Origin of the sequence: Billgrantia montanilacus, from assembly GCF_003336675.1 — a bacterium.
GTDB classification, from domain to species: domain Bacteria; phylum Pseudomonadota; class Gammaproteobacteria; order Pseudomonadales; family Halomonadaceae; genus Halomonas; species Halomonas montanilacus.
Genome location: NZ_QPII01000003.1, coordinates 26,841 through 45,883 on the forward strand (window position 1 = coordinate 26,841; position 19,043 = coordinate 45,883).

Below are 19,043 nucleotides of genomic sequence, written 5' to 3' on the forward strand. Positions count from 1 at the left end.
GGTCGTTTTGACTCGGCGACTATTTTAGGGGTTGACGCGCGTCAGGGCCACCGGTTAGCGACATTTCCGCCCCACAAACACGAAACGGGCAGCCCGATGGGCTGCCCGTTCATTATGGCGCTGGAAAACGTCGATTAACGACGCAGGCCCAGACGCTGGATCAGTGCCTGATAACGCTCGAAATCCTTGCGCTTCAGGTAGTCAAGCAGCTTGCGGCGCTGGTTGACCATGCGGATCAGGCCACGACGTGAGTGGTGATCCTGCTTGTTGGTCTTGAAGTGATCCTGCAGGCCGTCGATGTTGGCGCTGAGCAGGGCTACCTGCACTTCGGGGGAACCGGTGTCGTTGTCACCACGACTGAATTCACTAACGATTTCAGCCTTCTTTTCGGCGGTAAGTGCCATCTTTCTCTCCAGTAAGCAATATGCCTGAGTAATGAATGTCGGAGACCACGCATATTTGCAGTCTCCACGCCTGCGCCCGAAGGCGCTGGTCTTACGCCGAGTCCGCCGTGGCGGTACTCAGCAGGCGGCGGGGAACGATTTCCCCTGCCACCCTGACCACGCCGAGACCGATAAAGATCCCGTCGTGATAGAGTCTTGTCGTCGCTTCCGGCGCCAGGGCCTTGGGCGCGACGACCGCCGACTGCCCATGCTGCAACCGCGCCGCAGCCTCGGCATCGAGGTCGAGCGAGGGCAGGTGCGCAACCAGCACATCGACCGGCAGCAGCCTTGCCTCGAGGTCGGCCTGGCCTGGCTGGGCCTCCAGCCCCTCGAAGGCGACCATGTCGCTGGCGTCGAAGGGGCCGGTCTTGAGCCGCCTCAGCGCCGTGATATGGGCGCCGCATCCCAGCGCCCGGCCGATGTCCTCGGCCAGGGTGCGGATGTAGGTGCCCTTGCTGCAGCGCACTTCCAGCGTGAAGGCATCGCCATCATGGGCCAGAAGGCGCGCATCATACACCGTCACGCGACGGGCTGCACGCTCCACCGTCTTGCCCTCGCGGGCCAGCTCGTAGAGTTTGCGCCCCTGATGCTTGAGCGCCGAGTACATCGGTGGCACCTGTTCGATCTCGCCGCGAAACCGCGCAAGCACCCTCTCCAGGTCCGTCTCGCCCAGTTCCGGTACCGCATGGCGCTCGATCACCTCGCCCTCGGCGTCACCGGTATCGGTCACCACACCCAGTTGAATGCGGGTACGATAGACCTTGTCGGCCTCCAGCAGGAACGAGGAGAACTTGGTCGCCTCGCCGAAGCAGACCGGCAACAGCCCGGTCGCCATGGGGTCGAGCGTGCCGGTGTGGCCCGCCTTCTGCGCCTGGAACAGGCGCCGGGCACGCTGCAGGGCATGGTTGCTCGACGCACCCTGGGGCTTGTCGAGCAGCAGCACCCCGTTCACTGGCAGACCGCGACGTCGACGCGCCATCAGTCCCTCTCGTCCTCGTTGCCGCTGGGCGCCTGGCCGTCAGCGACGTCGCCGTCTCGATTGCCAGAAGCCTCGCCGTCCTCCGCCTCGTTACGGGCACGATCGCGTGAGACGGCCTCGTCGATCAGCGACGACAGCCGCTGACCACGCACCACGCTCTCATCGTAATGAAAGCGCAGCTCCGGCACGTGGCGCAGCTTGATGCGCCGGGCGACCTGGCTGCGCAGGAAACCCGCGGCCTGCTTGAGCACCTTGAGATTCTCCCGGATACGTTCGGGGTCCTCCTCGCCCAGCAGGGTCACGTGGACGTCGGCATAGCCGAGGTCACGACTGACCTCGACGCCGCTGACGGTGACCATCCCCAGGCGCGGGTCCTTGACCTCGCGCTGGATCAGTACCGCCAGCTCCTTCTGCAGCTGATCGCCGACACGGTCGGTACGCTTGAATTCGCGCATGCTCGACTCCTCGGCCGGTTAGAGCGTCCGCTCGACCTTGACCTGATCGAAGACTTCGATCTTGTCGCCAACCTGGACGTCGTTGTAGTTCTTCACGCCGATGCCGCACTCCATGCCATTACGCACTTCGTTGACATCGTCCTTGAAGCGACGCAGGGACTCGAGCTCGCCTTCGTAGATGACCACGTTGTCGCGCAGCACGCGGATCTTCTTGTTGCGATGCACGTTGCCCTCGACCACCATGCAGCCCGCCACGGCGCCGATCTTCGGTGCGCGGAAGACGTCACGAACCTCGGCCACGCCGACGATCTCTTCCTTCCACTCCGGTGCCAGCATGCCGCTCATGGCCTGCTTGACCTCGTCGATCAGTTGATAGATCACGCTGTAGTAGCGCAGATCCAGGCCTTCGCGCTCGATGATCTCACGGGCGGCCGCATCGGCACGGACGTTGAAGCCGACCACGATGGCCTCGGAGGCCAGCGCCAGGTTGGCATCGGTACCGGTGATGCCGCCCACGCCGGAGGAGACCACAGCCACTTCGACTTCGCCGGTGGAGAGCTCTTCCAGGGCGCCCTTGATCGCTTCCAGCGAGCCCTGCACATCGGCCTTCAGCACGATGTTGACCTTGGCCACTTCGTCCTGGCCCATCTGGCTGAACATGTTCTCCAGCTTGGCCTTCTGCTGACGCGCCAGACGCACCTCGCGGTACTTGCCCTGGCGGAAGTTGGCGACTTCGCGTGCCTTCTTCTCGTCGGCCACCACCATGAAGTCGTCACCGGCATCCGGGGTACCGTCGAGGCCCTGGATCTCCACCGGCATCGCCGGGCCCACGGCGTCGACCTGCTGGCCGAGCTCGTTGGTCAGCGCACGTACGCGGCCGTAGTGCAGGCCGGCCAGGACGATGTCGCCCTTGCGCAGGGTGCCGTTCTGGACCAGAACGGTGGCCACCGGGCCGCGTCCCTTGTCGAGGCGCGACTCGACCACCACACCCTTGCCGGGTGCCTCGGGTACCGCCTTGAGCTCGAGCACTTCGGAGACGAGCAGTATCGCCTCGAGCAGCGCATCGATGCCTTCACCGGTCTTGGCCGAGACGTGGACGAACTGCGTATCGCCGCCCCACTCCTCGGAAATGACGCCGTGCTGGGAAAGTTCGTTGCGGATACGGTCGAAGTCCGCGCCTTCCTTGTCGATCTTGTTGACCGCCACCACCATCGGCACTTCCGCTGCCTTGGAGTGCTCGATCGCCTCGATCGTCTGGGGCATGACGCCGTCGTCGGCGGCCACCACCAGGATGACCACGTCGGTGGCCTTGGCACCACGAGCACGCATGGCGGTGAACGCCGCGTGGCCCGGGGTATCGAGGAAGGTAACGCCGCCGTGCTTGTCTTCCACGTGGTAGGCGCCGATGTGCTGGGTGATACCGCCAGCCTCACCGGTGGCCACCTTGGCCTTGCGAATATAGTCGAGCAGCGAGGTCTTGCCGTGGTCGACGTGACCCATGACCGTGACCACCGGCGAACGGGTGATCTCGTCGCCCTCGTAGGAGATGCCGGACAGCACTTCGGTTTCCAGCGCATCATCCTTGACCAGCTTGGGCTTGTGGCCCATCTCCTCGACCACGATGGCCGCGGTGTCCTGGTCGATGGTCTGGTTGATGGTCACCGCCGCACCCATGGTGAACATCGCCTTGATGACCTCGTTGGCCTTGATCGACATCTTGTCGGCTAGCTCAGCGACGCTGATCGACTCAGGGATGGAGACTTCGCGCACGATCGGCTGCGTCGGCTTCTGGAAGCCGTGCTGGCCGCCGCCCTGGGAGCCACCGCGGCGGCTGCCACGACGCTCGGAGCGCTTGGCCTTCTTGGCGGCACCGCCGCGACGACGCTCTTCGCGATCGCCACGATCCTCATCGTCACGACCACGCCCCTTCTTGGCAGCCGCCTTCTTCGGCGGTGCCGTGCGGCGATCGCTGCGACCCTCCTTGGGCGGGGCCGGCGGCTCTGCCGAAGGCTCCGACTGATCCAGCTCGGGGACGGGAATCTGCGGCACCTCGGCCACCTTGGCTGGGGCTGGCTGCTCGGCGGGGACGGGTGCTTCGGCCTCGGCCTTGGCTGCCTCCTCCCGGGCCTGCCGCTCGGCGGCACGCTCCTTGGCATCCTCGGCGTCCTGCGCTTCGCGCTTGGCCCGTGAATCCGCCATGTCACCTACCAGCTGGCGAGGACCGGCATCCTCCACCGGCTCGGGAGCCGGCGCCTCATCCTCGGCACGCTTGACATAGGTACGCTTCTTGCGCACCTGCACCTCGATGGTCTTGCCCCGCTCACCGGTCTTGATGCGGCTCCTGGTCTTGCGGGTCAGGGTAATGCGATTCTTGGCCCCTGCACCGCCGCTACCACCATGGCTCTTGGTGAGATAGTCGAGCAGCTGACGCTTGTCCTCTTCTGACACCGCATCAGTCTCGACCTTGTGCTCAAGCCCAGCTTCTTTCATCTGTTCCAGCAGGCGAGGGACGTCGCGCCCCACCTTCGCTGCAAAATCTTTAACGGTCATTTCTGACATGTTGACCCTCCTCAGCCCGTGACCCGTTTACTGTTCGTCCGCGAACCAGGGCGCACGGGCAGTCATGATCAGTGATGCAGCGCGCTCCTCGTCCATGCCCTCGATGTCCATCAGATCGTCGACGGACTGCTCGGCGAGGTCCTCCATGGTGACAATGCCGCGGCTAGCCAGAATGAAGGCCAGATGACGCTCCATGCCCTCCATCTCCAGCAGGTCGTCGGCCGGCTGAGCACCGTCCAGCTCCTCCTCGGAGGCGATGGCCAGGTTCAGCAGTTCATCCTTGGCACGCGCACGCAGCTCTTCCACCAGTTCCTCATCGAGCTCCTCGATTTCGAGAATTTCCTCGAGGGGCACGTAGGCGATCTCTTCCAGGGTGGTGAAACCCTCCTCCACCAGCAGCCGGGCAAGATCATCCTCGATCTCCAGATGCTGAATGAAATGCTCGACCAGGCTATCGATCTCCTGCTCGCGCTTGTCTTCGGCCTCGCCCTCGGTCATGACGTTGATTCGCCAGCCGGTGAGCTCCGAGGCCAGCCGCACGTTCTGGCCGCTGCGGCCAATGGCCTGGGCCAGGTTGTCCTCGGCGACCGCCACGTCCATGGCGTGGGCATCCTCATCGACGAGGATCGAGCCGACATCCGCCGGCGCCATGGCGTTGATCACCAATTGGGCGGGGTTGTCGTCCCATAGAATGATATCGACGCGCTCATTCTGCAGCTCACTGGATACCGCCTGCACGCGGGAACCGCGCATGCCGACACAGGCACCCACCGGGTCGATGCGCCGATCGTTGGTCTTGACCGCGATCTTGGCCCGGGAGCCGGGATCGCGGGCAGCACCCTTGATCTCGATGAGCTGCTCGGCAATCTCCGGCACCTCGATCTTGAACAGTTCGATGATCAGTTCGGGGCAGGTTCGCGACAGGATCAGCTGGGCGCCACGCGCGTCGGCATCGACCTTGGTCAGCAGTGCCCGCACCCGATCGTTCATGCGATAGCGCTCGCCCGGGATCATCTCGCTGCGGGGCAGGAATGCCTCGGCGTTGTCGCCCAGGTCGATGATCAGGCCGTCGCGGGTAGTCTTCTTGACGATACCGGCAACCAGCTCGCCCTCGCGCTCGGCATACTGGCGAACGACCTCGGCCCGTTCTGCCTCGCGCACTTTCTGCACGATGACCTGCTTGGCGGTCTGGGCAGCAATGCGGCCGAAGGCGGCATTCTCGATCTGCTCCTCAACCACGTCGCCCAACTTCAGCGGCGGATCGCGACGCTCGGCGAAGGACTCCTTGATCTCGGCGTCGGGATTCTCGAACTCGTCGTCCTCCACCACTTCCCAGCGACGGAACGTCTCGTACTCGCCCGTATAGCGATCGATATGAACGCGCACGCTGACTTCCCGACCCTCGAAGCGCTTGCGTGACGCGCTGGCCAGCGCCGCCTCGACGGCCTCGAAGATCACGTCGCGGGGCACGCCTTTTTCATTGGAGATCGCATCGACGACCGTCAGAATTTCTTTACTCATGCCTTTGCCTCGCCAGAAAACCTGTCCATATGCACCGACCTCAGCCCTCGACCTCAGTCTTCGAACCGGGGCACCACACGTGCCTGATCGATGCTTTCGATGGGAAAGCAATACTCTTCGCCGTCCTGCTGCAACAGCACCTCATCCTCCTCGATGCCGGCCAGCAGCCCCTGAAACTTGCGTCGCCCATCGAAGGGTACCCGCAGCTTCAGCGCCACCTCATGACCCGCATAGCGGGCGAAGTGGTCCAGGGTGAAGAGCGGGCGGTCCATACCCGGCGACGAGACCTCCAGGCGATATTCACCCGGTATGGGGTCTTCCACGTCGAGTACGGCACTGACCTGGCGACTGATATCAGCGCAGTGATCCACGCTCACACCCTCGGCATGATCAATGTAGATCACAAGACGGGAATGCTTGCCCTGGGGACGATAGTCGATACCCCAGAGTTCGAATCCCATGGCGGTGACCACCGGCTCGATCAGCGCATACAGCGCAGCGTCCTTGAGTGCCACAGAGAAAGCTCCTACAGCCGTTGCATCAGGCACCTGGCCGGGAGTAAACAGGAAAGCTAGGTGGCTGATTGGCGTTGCCCAGATAAGCGCTGCCGGCCCGAGCCGACAGTAAGCTGCTAACAAAAAGCCCCTTCACAGGAAGGGGCCTTTCACAAGAAACCTGTAGTACCACTTCCTCACTCATGACTGTCTCGCAAGACAGCTGACCGGAAGATGGTAGCGGGGACCGGATTTGAACCGATGACCTTCGGGTTATGAGCCCGACGAGCTACCAGACTGCTCCACCCCGCAACATTCCAGGTCGGCGATTGTAGGTGCCTGATGCGCTTGAGTCAAGCGGCGATGGCGCTTACAACCTTGCTGTTACAACCTTCCTGGTGCCAATCCTGCTTCTGTCGTCTCGCGATCCCCTGTCATGTACTCGGATCACGGCGTTTCAGATGGTGCCGAAGGCGGGACTTGAACCCGCACGACCTTACGGTCACTACCCCCTCAAGATAGCGTGTCTACCAATTCCACCACTTCGGCTTTCTTGATGACTGGAGCGACAACCTTAGTCGTTGCTTTCTTCCAGCACTGGCGCGGCATTATCCATGTCACGGGCGTCGTCGTCAAGGGTCGGCACGCCGTTCTGCTGTTCGATCAGGCGAGAATCGGGAATACCGACTTCCGGCGACTGGGCCTGAGTGGCATACCAGGCCAGGGCCAGCGATGTGGCGAAGAAGGTGAACGCCAGCACTGCCGTGGCGCGGGCCAGGAAGCCGCCGCTGCCCCGCGAGCCGAATACGGTCTGGGAGGCGCCGCCACCGAAGGCGGCACCGGCTTCGGCGCCCTTGCCCTGCTGCAGCAGGATGAGGACGACCAGGGCGATAGCGATCACCACATGGATCATGAGAATGGCAACTTGCATGGATTCAACCTGCTGACTGACAAATGGCTAGAAAATCGTCGACCTTGAGCGAAGCACCGCCCACAAGGCCGCCGTCGATGTCCGGCTGGGCCAGCAGCTCAGCCGCGTTGTTCGCGTTCATGCTGCCGCCGTAAAGCAATCGCATCCCTGCCGCCAGCTCGCGATCGAAACTGGCTTGATACTTGCGGATCCCGGCCATGACCTCCTGGGCCTGACCGGGCGTCGCCGTGCGGCCGGTGCCGATCGCCCAGACGGGCTCATAGGCGATGACCACCCGTGGGCGCTGTACCGGCTCGAGGCGCGCCATCACGTAGCCCACCTGACCCAGCACCACCTCCATGGTACGGCCCGCATCCCGCTCTTCGAGGCTCTCGCCCACGCAGAGAATCGGCGTGATGTCGACGCTCAGCGCCGCCAGCAGTCGATCGTGCACGGCTTCGTCGTTCTCGCGATAGAGCTGGCGACGCTCGGAGTGTCCCACCAGCGCATACTTGACCCCGAACTCCCGGAGCATCTGACCGCTGACCTCGCCCGTGCGGGCGCCGGAATGCAGCGGGTTCAGCGTCTGGGCGCCCAGTTCGAGAGGGCTATCGGCAAAGGCCCGCTGCGCCATGTCCAGATAGGGAAAGGGCGGCAGTACGACCACATCCAGCGACGCCGGAAGCACGGTACGAGGAAAGGCACGACCGAAATCCTCGACCAGAGCGGCCGAACCGTTCATCTTCCAGTTCCCGGCGATCAGCGGCGTTCGCATGCTGCGTCCTCTTTCAAAGTGGTGCGAAATGGTATAGGAGGCGTCGGGCCAAGACAACCATCCGGCGCGGTCGTCAACCCAACTGCTGCTCCACTTCGGCTGCCAGGCGCCGGGCCATGCCCTCCACATCGAGATGCGCCCGCCCCTCGACCATCACGCGAATCAGCGGCTCGGTGCCCGATGGGCGCAGCAATACGCGACCCTCGTCGCCCAGCTCCGACTCCATGGCGGCCACCGCATCCTTGACCGCCGAGCTCGCCATCAGCGCCTTGGCATCGCTACCCGGCGGCAAGCGTACATTGACCAGCACCTGGGGCACCCTCTCCAGCCCGGCGAGAAGTGCCTGCAGCGACTTGCCCTCGCAAACCATTATCGCCAGCACCTGCAGCGCCGAGACGATGCCATCGCCGGTACTCTGCACATCGGCACAGACGATGTGGCCGGACGACTCGCCACCCAGCTGCCAGCCGTTGGCAACCAGGCGCTCCACCACGTAGCGGTCACCGACCTTGGCGCGCTCGAAGGGAACGCCCATGGCCTCCAGCGCCATGGCCAGCCCGAAGTTGGTCATCAGGGTGCCCACCACGCCGCCGTTGAGCTGCCCCCGCTGGTGACGGTCCTTGGCGATCAGGTAAAGGATATCGTCGCCGTCGATCTCGCGACCGTCGGCATCGACCATCAATACCCGGTCACCATCACCATCGAAGGCGACGCCCAGGTCGGCACCCTGCTGAATCACCGCGGCGCGCAGCGTGGCCGGAAACGTGGACCCCACCTCGCGGTTGATGTTCAACCCGTCGGGGCTAGCCCCCACCAGGCTGATCTCGGCACCCAGCTCGCGGAAGACGCTGGGAGCGATGTGATAGGTCGCCCCGTGGGCGCAGTCCAGGACGATCTTCAACCCCTGCAGGTTGACCCGGTGGGGAATCGTGGACTTGCAGAACTCGATGTAGCGGCCGGCGGCATCGTCGATGCGCACGGCCTTCCCCAGGCGATCGGCCGCCACGGTGGTCAGCGGCTCGTCGAGCATCGCCTCGATGCGCCCCTCGATCTCGTCGGCCAGCTTGGTGCCTTCGGTGGAGAAGAACTTGATGCCGTTGTCGGCAAAGGGGTTGTGCGACGCCGAAATGACGATACCGGCATCGGCCCGGAAGGTCCGAGTCAGATAGGCGATCCCCGGCGTGGGCATCGGACCGAGCAGAGCCACATCGACACCCGCCGCCGAAAGCCCGGCCTCCAGCGCCGATTCGAACATGTAGCCCGAGATCCGGGTATCCTTGCCGATCAGCACACGAGCGCGCCCGTTGTCCCGGGCCAGCACCCGCCCCATGGCCCAGCCCAACTTCAGCATGAAGTCGGCGGTTATCGGAGGCTCACCCACCGTGCCTCGAATTCCATCGGTTCCGAAATAGCGTTTAGTCATTCTCGCAGCCTTCCCTAAGCACGGCCCATGTCATGTTCACCGCATCCAGGACTGGGCCGACATCGTGGACACGCAGAATTCTTGCACCGCGCTCGACGGCCAGCGATGCCAACGCCAGGCCGCCCGGCAGGCGCTCCTCCACCGGCCGGCCAAGCACCTTGCCGATCATGCTCTTGCGCGATAGCCCGACCATCAGCGGGTGACCCAGCTTCGCCAGCGACTCCATACGGTTGAGCAGGCGCAGGTTGTGCTCGACGCTCTTGCCGAAGCCGAAGCCCGGGTCGAGTAGCAGGCGCTCGCTGCGCAGCCCTATCGCCTCGCAGGCGGCGATACGCGACGCAAGGAAATCGCTGACAGACGCCTCCACCGCCACATCATAGCGAGGCGATTGCTGCATGTCCCGCGGCTCGCCCTGCATGTGCATGAGACAGACCGGCAGGCCGGTGCCCAGGGCCGCCTCAATCGCCCCTTCACGCTGCAGGGCGCGCACATCGTTGATCATGCCAGCACCCAGGGCGGCGGTCTCGCGCATCACCCGGGGGTTGCTGGTATCCACCGACACCAGAGCGTCGAGCTCGCGGACCAGCCGTTCGACCACCGGCATCACCCGGTCCAGCTCCTGCTGTGTGGAAACTGCCTGGGAGCCCGGGCGGGTGGACTCACCGCCCACATCGACGATTGCCGCCCCTTCGGCGAGCATACGTTCGGCATGCCGCACGGCATCGTCGATGACGACATGTCTGCCTCCATCGGAGAAGGAGTCGGGAGTGACGTTGAGGATCCCCATAATGCGGGGGTAGGAGAGGTCGAGACGATGACGCCCACACGGCAGCCAGGTCGGTGAAGCGGTATCCATCATGCAGTCGGTCCTGTGGCGGCATGCTGACGAAACGGTTACCCGCACGGCAAAGGCGCCCCAATGGGGCGCCTGCCTGCGATGGGGCGAAATCAGGACCCGGCGGGGCCACCCAGCGGGTCGGAGGGACGGCGGCGTGGTTCGTCGTCTTCGTCCTCATCGCCGCTGTCACCACCCTCGCCACCACCGCTATCGGTGGGCTCGGCCACCTCGGGCTCTTCGCTGCGGGGCGGCTCCTCACCAGTCACCGGCGCACCGCTGCTGGAGTCGCCGTCTTCCCAGTCCTTGGGTGGCCGCGGCGAACGCCCTTCCATGATATCGCGGAGCTGGTCGGCATCGATGGTCTCGTAGAGCATCAGCGCATCGGCCATGGCGTCGAGCTTGTCGCGGTTCTCCTCGAGGATCTGCTGCGCCTTGGCATAGCACTCGTCGATGATCTTGCGCACCTCCTTGTCGATGCGCGTGTTGGTCTCGCCGGACTTGAGCTTGCCGCCCTGGCCGGGGCCGCCGAGGAACTGGTGGGACTCGTCCTCGTCGTACATGATCGGCCCCATCTCCTCTGAGAGGCCCCACTTGGCTACCATGTTGTGGGCCAGTTCGGTGGCACGCTTGATGTCGTTCGACGCCCCCGTGGTCACTCCGTTTGGCCCCAGCGTCATCTGCTCGGCGATACGGCCGCCGAACAGCGAGCATATCTGGCTGATGATCTGCTGGCGCGACAGGCTGTAGCGATCCTCCTCCGGCAGGAACATGGTCACGCCCAAAGCGCGACCGCGCGGAATGATCGTGACCTTGTAGACAGGATCGTGCTCCGGCATCACCAGGCCGATGATGGCGTGGCCCGACTCGTGATAGGCAGTGTTGAGCTTCTCCTTGTCGGTCATGACCATGGACTTGCGCTCGGCGCCCATCATGATCTTGTCCTTGGCCAGCTCGAGCTCTTCCATGCCCACCAAGCGCTTGTTGCGCCGCGCGGCGAACAGCGCCGCCTCGTTGACCAGGTTGGCCAGGTCGGCGCCGGAGAAGCCGGGCGTGCCACGAGCGATCAAGGATGGCTTGACGTCGTCACCCAGCGGCACCTTGCGCAGGTGCACATTGAGGATATGCTCGCGGCCACGAATGTCGGGCAGAGGCACCACCACCTGGCGGTCGAAGCGCCCCGGACGCAGCAGCGCCGGGTCGAGCACGTCGGGACGGTTGGTGGCGGCGATGACGATGACGCCCTCATTGGCCTCGAAGCCGTCCATTTCCACCAGCAGCTGGTTCAAGGTCTGCTCGCGTTCGTCGTTGCCACCGCCCATGCCGGCACCGCGCGAACGGCCCACGGCATCGATCTCGTCAATGAAGATGATGCAGGGTGCCTGCTTCTTGGCCTGCTCGAACATGTCGCGCACGCGGGACGCACCCACACCGACAAACATCTCGACGAAATCGGAGCCGGAGATGGAGAAGAACGGTACCTTGGCCTCACCGGCAATGGACTTGGCGAGCAGCGTCTTGCCGGTACCCGGCGGGCCCACCATCAGCACGCCACGGGGAATGGTACCGCCCAGACGCTGGAACTTGGTGGGGTCGCGCAGGAAGTCGACCAGTTCCTCGACCTCCTCCTTGGCCTCGTCGCAGCCGGCCACGTCGGCGAAGGTGGTCTTGATCTGATCCTGGGAGAGCAGCTTGGCCTTGGACTTGCCGAAGCTCATCGGCCCGCCCTTGCCACCGCCACCACCCTGCATCTGGCGCATGAAGAACATGAAGATGGCCAGGATCAGCAGAATCGGGAAGCTAGCGATCAGCAGCCGCGTCCACAGGCTCTGCTGCTGCGGCTCCGTGCCGACCACGGTGACATTGTTGCTCAACAGGTCGTCCATCAGACGCGGATCTTCCGCCGAAGGCCGAATGGTCTGGAATTCCGAACCATCCTGTCGCTCACCGGTGATCGTGTAACCATCAATGGTCACGCTGCGGATCTGCTGGTTCTGCACCTGCTGGACGAACTGAGAGTAGTTCATCTTCTGTGGTGCGGTATCGACGGTAAAGTTGTTGAATACCGTCAGCAATACTGCGGCGATAACCAACCACAGAATCAGGTTCTTTGCCATATCGTTCAAGGGCCTACCCTCGTTGCAAGCATCTGTCGGCCGAAACGCCTGTTTGTAAGACCACGCGCGGCGGGGCGTGTTCCGCCCAGCCGCGGGGGCTATGTCTGCCCATACTGTGACATAGTTGAGCAGCCCTGTCCGGCCATTGCGCCGTTAGTCTTTGACTATCATTGTGGCCGAGCCGGGGCTCAGCCGCGAAATCCTTCCGCCAGCAGGTACACTTCACGCGAACGAGCGCGCGAGGCTTCCGGCTTGCGGGTCACCACCCGGCCAAAGCTGCTGCGCAGCTCCTTGAGATAGGCGTCGAAGCCTTCGCCCTGGAACACCTTGGCCAGGAAACGTCCTTGCGGTTTCAGCGTCTGGCGAGCCAGATCGAGCGCCAGCTCGACCAGGTACATGGCCTGTGGCTGGTCGATGGCCGCCATACCACTCATATTGGGGGCCATGTCGGACATCACAAGGTCCACCGGCCGATTCCCCAGGGTCGCGAGTATCGCCTCGAGCACCGATTCCTCGGTGAAATCACCCTGAATGAAGTCGACGCCGGCAAGGGCGTCCATCTCCAGGATGTCCGAGGCGATCACCACGCCTTCGGGCCCCACCTTATCGGCGGCCACCTGACTCCAGCCACCCGGCGCCGCCCCCAGGTCGATCACAGCCATCCCCGGCTTGAACAGCCGGTCCTTCTCGTCCAGCGCCAGCAGCTTGTAGCTGGCCCGGCTGCGGTAGCCGTCCTGCCAGCTCTGCTGCACGAAACGGTCGTCGAAGTGCTCCTTCAGCCAGCCTTTGCTGGTCTTGCTGGCACCGCCAGCCGCACGCTTGTCGCCGGCATTGGCGCTGGACGCATTGCTACGCGAGGAGGAAGTGGAGCGAGCCACGGCATCACCTTGAAGCATCGTTTGAAATAAGGGTCGATAAAGCCAGCAGGCCGATGCCTGAAACGGCAAGGAACGTAGCGAGACGGTTGCCGCCGAGAAGCACTTGATTGCTTTCGTCGAGGCGCATTTCACCGTACCATGGTGCGCTGAGCGCAACCGGGAAGACGCAACATACCATGAGCTTGTCACAGGCACAAAAGAAAGCATTTCGCAGTATCGGCCACCACCTCACCCCGGTGGTAACGGTATCCGAGAACGGCGTATCCGAGGGGCTGCTGGCCGAGCTCGATCGCGCGCTCAGCGACCACGAGCTGATCAAGGTCAAGCTGGCCCTGGCCGAACGCGACGATCGCGCCGCCGCGCTGGAGGCGCTGCTCGCAGCCAGCCGTGCCGAGCGGGTACAGACCATCGGAAAGATGGCACTGCTCTATCGAGCCAACCCCAAGGGCAACCCCAAGCTCTCCAACGTCAAGCGCTTCGAGGACCACCACGGCCGTCACTGAAGCCTAGCCGCATACAGGGCTGCAACCAGCAGCCCTCGACAACCCCCGCGACCCGCGTCGCCGGGGGTTGTTCGCTTTTCGCCGGCTCAGCGATGCTCGACGCCGGCGATCTCATACTCCACTTCGCCACCGGGTGTGTTGACCACCACCACGTCGCCCTCCTCCTTGCCGATCAGGGCACGGGCAATGGGTGACGTCACCGAGATCTTGCCGGCCTTGATCTCGGCCTCGTCCTCGCCAACGATCTGGTAGGTCACCGTCTCGTCATTGTTGAGGTTGATCAGCTCGACGGTGACGCCGAAGATCACCTTGCCGGTCTGCGGCAGCTTCATGACATCGATCACCTGGGCCGCCGAGAGCTTGCTCTCGATCTCCTTGATGCGCCCCTCGATGAAGCCCTGCTGCTCGCGGGCGGCGTGGTATTCGGCATTCTCCTTGAGATCGCCATGCTCGCGGGCATCGGCGATATCGGCGATCACCTTGGGGCGCGCCTCGCCCTTCAGGTACTCCAGCTCCTTGCGCAGGCGTGCCTCGCCGGCAACGGTCATGGGGACCTTGTTCATTGCGTAGCTCCTGCATGCAGTTCCTGTAACCGACGTACCGTAATGCCATCGCCATATTCGAGCGCCATGCAAACGGCACTGGCCCCTGCCAGGGTCGTGGCATAGGGCACCTTGCGAGCGAGCGCGGTACGACGGATCACCGAGGAGTCATTGATTGCCTGACGACCCTCGGTGGTATTGACGATATAGGCGATGTCGTCGTTCTTGAGCAGATCGACGATATGCGGCCGGCCTTCATAGACCTTGTTGACGATGTCGAACGGAAGGCCTGCCGCTTCGAGTGCGGCAGCGGTGCCACGCGTGGCGACCAGGCCGAACCCTAATGCTAGCAGAGAACGGGCCACCTCGATAACTCCCGGCTTGTCCGGATCACGCACCGAGAGGAACGCCTTGCGCTCCCCCGTGAGCGCCGGGATCGCCTCGCCGGCGCCCAGCTGCGCCTTGTAGAAGGCCTCGGCGAAGGTGTCGCCACTGCCCATCACCTCGCCGGTGGACTTCATCTCCGGCGACAGGATGGGATCGACCCCGGGGAACTTGTTGAACGGGAAGACCGCTTCCTTGACGCTATAGAAGTGCGGCACGATCTCACGCTCGAAGCCCTGTTCGGCCAGGGTCTTGCCGGCCATGCAGCGGGCGGCGATCTGCGCCAGGGAGATGCCGATGCACTTGGAGACGAAGGGCACGGTACGCGAGGCGCGGGGGTTGACCTCAATGACATAGATCTCGCCATCCTGCCAGGCCAGCTGCACGTTCATCAGGCCCACCACGCCGAGCTCCACGGCCATCTTCTTGACCTGCTCGCGCATCTCGTCCTGCACCTCGGCGGGCAGCGAGTAGGGGGGCAGCGCACAGGCGGAGTCGCCGGAGTGCACACCGGCCTGCTCGATGTGCTGCATGATGCCGCCGATCACCACCTGATGGCCGTCGGAGACGGCGTCGATATCGATCTCGATGGCGGCATTGAGGAAGTGGTCGAGCAGCACCGGCGAGTCGTTGGAGACCTTCACCGCGTGGGTCATGTAGTTCTCGAGCTCGGAGGCGTCGTAGACGATCTCCATGGCCCGGCCGCCGAGCACGTAGCTGGGGCGCACCACCAGCGGGTAGCCGATCGCCTCGGCCTTGGCGAAGGCCTCGTCGAAGCTGCGCGCGGTGGCGTTGGGCGGCTGCTTGAGGCCCAGCTTCTCGATCATCTGCTGGAAGCGCTCGCGGTCCTCGGCACGGTCGATGGCGTCCGGCGTGGTGCCGATGATCGGCACGCCGGCGGCCTCGAGCTCACGGGCCAGCTTAAGCGGTGTCTGGCCGCCGAACTGCACGATCACCCCGACCGGCTTCTCCTTGTCTGCGATCTCCAGCACGTCCTCCAGGGTCACCGGCTCGAAGTAGAGGCGGTCGGAGGTGTCGTAGTCGGTGGAGACGGTCTCCGGGTTGCAGTTGACCATGATGGTCTCATAGCCGTCGTCGTGCATGGCGAAGGCGGCATGGACGCAACAGTAGTCGAACTCGATGCCCTGGCCGATACGGTTGGGCCCGCCGCCCAGCACCATGATCTTCTGGCGATCCGAGACCTCGGCCTCGCACTCCTCCTCGTAGGTGGAGTACATGTAGGCGGTGTCAGAGACGAACTCCGCCGAACAGGTGTCCACCCGCTTGTAGACCGGGCGGATGCCGGCCTTCTGGCGGGTCTTGCGGAACTCCTTCTCGGCGACGCCCAGCAGGCTCGCCAGGCGGGCATCACTGAAGCCCTTGCGCTTGAGGCCGAACAGCTCCCGGGGGGTGAAGTCGGACAGTGAACGCTTGCTCACTTCCTGCTCGATGCGGACCAGCTCCTCGATCTGCACCAGGAACCAGGGATCGATATTGGTCAGGGTGAATATCTCGTCGACGCTCATGCCGGCGCGCATGGCGTCGGCGATGAAGAAGATGCGCTCGGCACCGGCGGCCTGCAGCTCGCCCTTGATGTGCGCCATGGCATCGTCACTGAACTCGCCGTCCTTGAACTCAGGAAACTTGGGGTCGAGCCCGTCGTTGCCGGTCTCAAGGCCACGCAGCGCCTTCTGCAGCGACTCCTGGAAGGTGCGGCCGATGGCCATGACCTCGCCCACCGACTTCATCTGCGTGGTGAGCCGGTCGTTGGCCTGGGGGAACTTTTCGAAGGTGAAGCGCGGAATCTTGGTGACGACATAGTCGATGGCCGGCTCGAAGGAGGCCGGGGTGCGCCCGCCGGTGATGTCGTTCTGCAGCTCATCCAGGGTATAGCCGACGGCCAGCTTGGCGGCGATCTTGGCGATCGGGAAGCCGGTGGCCTTGGAGGCCAGCGCCGAGGAGCGAGAGACCCGCGGGTTCATCTCGATGATCACCATGCGCCCCGTCCTGGGGTCGACGCCGAACTGCACGTTGGAGCCGCCGGTCTCGACGCCGATCTCGCGCAGCACCGCAAGCGATGCGTCGCGCATGATCTGGTATTCCTTGTCGGTCAGCGTCTGGGCCGGGGCCACGGTGATGGAGTCGCCGGTGTGCACGCCCATGGGGTCGAAGTTCTCGATGGCGCAGACGATGATGCAGTTGTCGTTCTTGTCCCGAACGACCTCCATCTCGTACTCCTTCCACCCCAGCAGCGACTCGTCGATGAGCAGCTCATGGTTGTTGGAGAGCTCGAAGCCGCGGGTGCAGATCTCCTCGAACTCCTCCTTGTTGTAGGCCACGCCGCCGCCGGAGCCGCCCATGGTGTAGGAGGGGCGGATGATGGTGGGAAAGCCCAGCTCGGCCTGGATCTCCCAGGCCTCTTCCATGGAGTGCGCCACCTTGGCCTTAGGGCACGCCAGGCCGATGTTCTTCATCGCCTTGTCGAAAAGGTCGCGGTCCTCGGCCTTGTTGATGGCGTCGGCGTTGGCACCGATCATCTCCACGCCATACTTCTCGAGCACGCCGTGCTCGTCGAGCTGCAGCGCACAGTTGAGCGCGGTCTGGCCACCCATGGTCGGCAGCAGGGCATCGGGGCGCTCGGCGGCGATGATCTTCTCCACTGTCTGCCAGGTGATCGGCTCGATATAGGTGGCATCGGCCATGGCCGGGTCGGTCATGATGGTGGCCGGGTTGGAGTTGACCAGGATGACCCGGTAGCCCTCCTCACGCAGCGCCTTGCAGGCCTGGGCGCCGGAATAGTCGAACTCGCACGCCTGGCCGATGACGATGGGGCCGGCGCCGATGATGAGGATGCTCTTTATGTCGGTACGTTTGGGCATGACGGTTCCCGCGAAAAGTGATGGCTAACGAGTGAGGCGGCTCTCGCAGAGTCCGCTGAAGCGTTCGATGCCCGGCGGGGCCCTGGGGGCTGACCGGGCAGATTCATTCAGCGCGTGGCGAGGCGCTCCTTCATCATGGCGACGAAACGGTCGAACAGCGGCGACACGTCCTTTGGGCCGGGGCTCGCCTCGGGGTGACCCTGGAAGCTGAAGGCCGGGCGGTCGGTGCGCTCGATGCCCTGCAGCGAACCGTCGAACAGCGAACGGTGGGTGGCACGCAGGTTGGCCGGCAGGGTCGACTCCTCGGCGGCGAAGCCGTGGTTCTGGCTGGTGATCATCACGTGGCCGGTGTCGAGGTCCTGCACCGGATGGTTGGCGCCGTGGTGGCCGAGCCCCATCTTCACCGTCTTCGCTCCGCTGGCCAGCGCCAGCAGCTGATGGCCCAGGCAGATGCCGAATACCGGGATATCGGTCTCGAGGATCTCGCCGATGGCCTTGATGGCGTAGTCGCAGGGCTCGGGGTCACCGGGGCCGTTGGCAAGGAAGACACCGTCCGGGTTCATGGCCAGCACCTCGGCGGCCGGGGTCTGGGCCGGCACCACCGTCAGGCGGCAGCCGCGGCTGGCCAGCATGCGCAGGATGTTGCGCTTCACCCCGTAGTCGTAGGCGACCACGTGGAAGGGGCGCTCGCTCTGGCTGGTGTCGGCGTAGCCCTCACCCAGGGTCCATTCGCCCTCGGTCCACTCGTAGGGAGCCTGACAGGAAACCACCTTGGCCAGGTCCATGCCCTTGAGCCCCGGAAACTCCCGGGCCGCCGCCAGGGCGCGCTCGACAGCGTCGTCGCCGGAGGCCAGGTCGCCGGCCAGGATCGCCCCGTTCTGGGCGCCCTTGTCGCGCAGGATGCGGGTCAGCCGCCGGGTATCGATATCGGCGATGCCGAGCACGTTCTGGCTCTTCAGGTAGTCGGAGAGCGATTGTTCGGAGCGGAAATTGCTGGCGATCAGCGGCAGGTCGCGGATCACCAGGCCCGCGGCGGCGATGGCGCCGGACTCCACATCCTCGGCGTTGACGCCGGTATTGCCGATGTGGGGGTAGGTGAGGGTGACGATCTGCCGGGTATAGGAGGGATCGGTGAGGATTTCCTGATAGCCGGTCATGGCCGTATTGAACACCACCTCACCGCTGGTCTGTCCATCGGCACCGATGGCCGTGCCGTGAAAGAGACTGCCATCTTCCAGGGCCAGTATCGCGGGTTTGTTCAATGCGGGGCTGTTCAAGACAAGGTCCTCCCATGCTGTGGGAGCCTGAGGGGCGCAGGCTCCGCGGCTATCGTCGCTGCGACAGAT

The 19,043-nt window shown here is 64.2% G+C and carries 16 protein-coding genes and 2 tRNA genes; 1 reads left to right on the forward strand and 17 read right to left on the reverse strand.

What is annotated here, in order from left to right; all coding sequences use genetic code 11:
* Positions 1 to 134: 134 nt before the first annotated feature.
* The 14 genes from rpsO to rlmE form a co-directional block, all read right to left on the reverse strand.
* Positions 135 to 404 (reverse strand): 30S ribosomal protein S15, encoded by a 270-nt coding sequence (gene rpsO, locus DU505_RS05490; RefSeq protein WP_114478001.1) that lies wholly within the window; start codon positions 402 to 404, stop codon positions 135 to 137.
* A 91-nt stretch (positions 405 to 495) separates the two neighbouring features.
* Positions 496 to 1,422 carry a tRNA pseudouridine(55) synthase TruB gene (gene truB, locus DU505_RS05495; RefSeq protein ID WP_114478002.1) on the reverse strand — a complete coding sequence of 309 codons (927 nt, stop codon included), beginning with the start codon at positions 1,420 to 1,422 and terminating at the stop codon, positions 496 to 498.
* Positions 1,422 to 1,877 (reverse strand): 30S ribosome-binding factor RbfA, encoded by a 456-nt coding sequence (gene rbfA / locus DU505_RS05500; protein ID WP_114478003.1) that lies wholly within the window; start codon positions 1,875 to 1,877, stop codon positions 1,422 to 1,424. The genes truB and rbfA overlap by 1 nt, the downstream gene beginning before the upstream one ends.
* Before the next feature lie 18 nt (positions 1,878 to 1,895).
* Positions 1,896 to 4,436, reverse strand: coding sequence for a translation initiation factor IF-2 (gene infB, locus DU505_RS05505; protein ID WP_114478004.1), 2,541 nt, complete (start codon positions 4,434 to 4,436; stop codon positions 1,896 to 1,898).
* 27 nt (positions 4,437 to 4,463) lie between these two features.
* A complete protein-coding gene (gene nusA, locus DU505_RS05510) occupies positions 4,464 to 5,957 on the reverse strand; it encodes a transcription termination factor NusA (RefSeq protein ID WP_114478005.1) in 1,494 nt (497 codons plus the stop codon).
* A gap of 53 nt (positions 5,958 to 6,010) precedes the next feature.
* Positions 6,011 to 6,472, reverse strand: coding sequence for a ribosome maturation factor RimP (rimP, locus tag DU505_RS05515; protein WP_114478006.1), 462 nt, complete (start codon positions 6,470 to 6,472; stop codon positions 6,011 to 6,013).
* Between the two features lie 214 nt (positions 6,473 to 6,686).
* Positions 6,687 to 6,763, reverse strand: a tRNA-Met gene (locus DU505_RS05520).
* A 150-nt stretch (positions 6,764 to 6,913) separates the two neighbouring features.
* Positions 6,914 to 7,000 (reverse strand) — tRNA-Leu (locus tag DU505_RS05525).
* A 25-nt stretch (positions 7,001 to 7,025) separates the two neighbouring features.
* Positions 7,026 to 7,382 carry a preprotein translocase subunit SecG gene (gene secG / locus DU505_RS05530; protein ID WP_114478007.1) on the reverse strand — a complete coding sequence of 119 codons (357 nt, stop codon included), beginning with the start codon at positions 7,380 to 7,382 and terminating at the stop codon, positions 7,026 to 7,028.
* 4 nt (positions 7,383 to 7,386) lie between these two features.
* Positions 7,387 to 8,136, reverse strand: a complete 750-nt coding sequence (tpiA, locus tag DU505_RS05535) for a triose-phosphate isomerase (protein ID WP_114478008.1) — start codon at positions 8,134 to 8,136, stop codon at positions 7,387 to 7,389.
* Positions 8,137 to 8,209: 73 nt separating this feature from the next.
* Positions 8,210 to 9,559, reverse strand: coding sequence for a phosphoglucosamine mutase (gene glmM, locus DU505_RS05540; protein ID WP_114478009.1), 1,350 nt, complete (start codon positions 9,557 to 9,559; stop codon positions 8,210 to 8,212).
* On the reverse strand, positions 9,552 to 10,418 hold the full coding sequence (gene folP / locus DU505_RS05545) for a dihydropteroate synthase (protein ID WP_479688573.1): 867 nt from the start codon (positions 10,416 to 10,418) through the stop codon (positions 9,552 to 9,554). The genes glmM and folP overlap by 8 nt, the downstream gene beginning before the upstream one ends.
* An 89-nt stretch (positions 10,419 to 10,507) precedes the next feature.
* Positions 10,508 to 12,520, reverse strand: coding sequence for an ATP-dependent zinc metalloprotease FtsH (gene ftsH / locus DU505_RS05550; protein WP_114478010.1), 2,013 nt, complete (start codon positions 12,518 to 12,520; stop codon positions 10,508 to 10,510).
* Positions 12,521 to 12,699: 179 nt separating this feature from the next.
* Positions 12,700 to 13,389 (reverse strand): 23S rRNA (uridine(2552)-2'-O)-methyltransferase RlmE, encoded by a 690-nt coding sequence (gene rlmE, locus DU505_RS05555; RefSeq protein WP_281271452.1) that lies wholly within the window; start codon positions 13,387 to 13,389, stop codon positions 12,700 to 12,702.
* Positions 13,390 to 13,565: 176 nt separating this feature from the next.
* Here rlmE and yhbY point away from each other — a divergent pair, with 176 nt between their 5' ends.
* Positions 13,566 to 13,892 (forward strand): ribosome assembly RNA-binding protein YhbY, encoded by a 327-nt coding sequence (gene yhbY / locus DU505_RS05560; RefSeq protein ID WP_114478011.1) that lies wholly within the window; start codon positions 13,566 to 13,568, stop codon positions 13,890 to 13,892.
* Between the two features lie 86 nt (positions 13,893 to 13,978).
* Here yhbY and greA read toward each other — a convergent pair whose 3' ends face one another.
* The 3 genes from greA to carA all read right to left on the reverse strand — a co-directional run bounded on the left by greA (position 13,979) and on the right by carA (position 18,959).
* Positions 13,979 to 14,455: a transcription elongation factor GreA gene (greA, locus tag DU505_RS05565; protein ID WP_043514605.1), complete on the reverse strand. Its 477-nt coding sequence runs from the start codon at positions 14,453 to 14,455 to the stop codon at positions 13,979 to 13,981.
* Entirely contained in the window at positions 14,452 to 17,697 is a 3,246-nt protein-coding gene (carB, locus tag DU505_RS05570) for a carbamoyl-phosphate synthase large subunit (RefSeq protein ID WP_114478012.1), read from the reverse strand. Before carB ends, greA begins: the two co-directional genes overlap by 4 nt.
* A 107-nt stretch (positions 17,698 to 17,804) precedes the next feature.
* The gene (carA, locus tag DU505_RS05575) at positions 17,805 to 18,959 is read right to left on the reverse strand and encodes a glutamine-hydrolyzing carbamoyl-phosphate synthase small subunit (protein ID WP_181872752.1); all 1,155 of its coding nucleotides are present in this window, start codon (positions 18,957 to 18,959) and stop codon (positions 17,805 to 17,807) included.
* Positions 18,960 to 19,043: the final 84 nt, after the last annotated feature.

Coding starts and splice junctions, on each gene's coding strand:
- rpsO (WP_114478001.1), bottom strand. CDS start 404: ATGGCACTTACCGCCGAAAAGAAGGCTGAAATCGTTAGTGAATTCAGT.
- truB (WP_114478002.1), bottom strand. CDS start 1,422: ATGGCGCGTCGACGTCGCGGTCTGCCAGTGAACGGGGTGCTGCTGCTC.
- rbfA (WP_114478003.1), bottom strand. CDS start 1,877: ATGCGCGAATTCAAGCGTACCGACCGTGTCGGCGATCAGCTGCAGAAG.
- infB (WP_114478004.1), bottom strand. CDS start 4,436: ATGTCAGAAATGACCGTTAAAGATTTTGCAGCGAAGGTGGGGCGCGAC.
- nusA (WP_114478005.1), bottom strand. CDS start 5,957: ATGAGTAAAGAAATTCTGACGGTCGTCGATGCGATCTCCAATGAAAAA.
- secG (WP_114478007.1), bottom strand. CDS start 7,382: ATGCAAGTTGCCATTCTCATGATCCATGTGGTGATCGCTATCGCCCTG.
- tpiA (WP_114478008.1), bottom strand. CDS start 8,136: ATGCGAACGCCGCTGATCGCCGGGAACTGGAAGATGAACGGTTCGGCC.
- glmM (WP_114478009.1), bottom strand. CDS start 9,559: ATGACTAAACGCTATTTCGGAACCGATGGAATTCGAGGCACGGTGGGT.
- folP (WP_479688573.1), bottom strand. CDS start 10,418: ATGATGGATACCGCTTCACCGACCTGGCTGCCGTGTGGGCGTCATCGT.
- yhbY (WP_114478011.1), top strand. CDS start 13,566: ATGAGCTTGTCACAGGCACAAAAGAAAGCATTTCGCAGTATCGGCCAC.
- greA (WP_043514605.1), bottom strand. CDS start 14,455: ATGAACAAGGTCCCCATGACCGTTGCCGGCGAGGCACGCCTGCGCAAG.
- carB (WP_114478012.1), bottom strand. CDS start 17,697: ATGCCCAAACGTACCGACATAAAGAGCATCCTCATCATCGGCGCCGGC.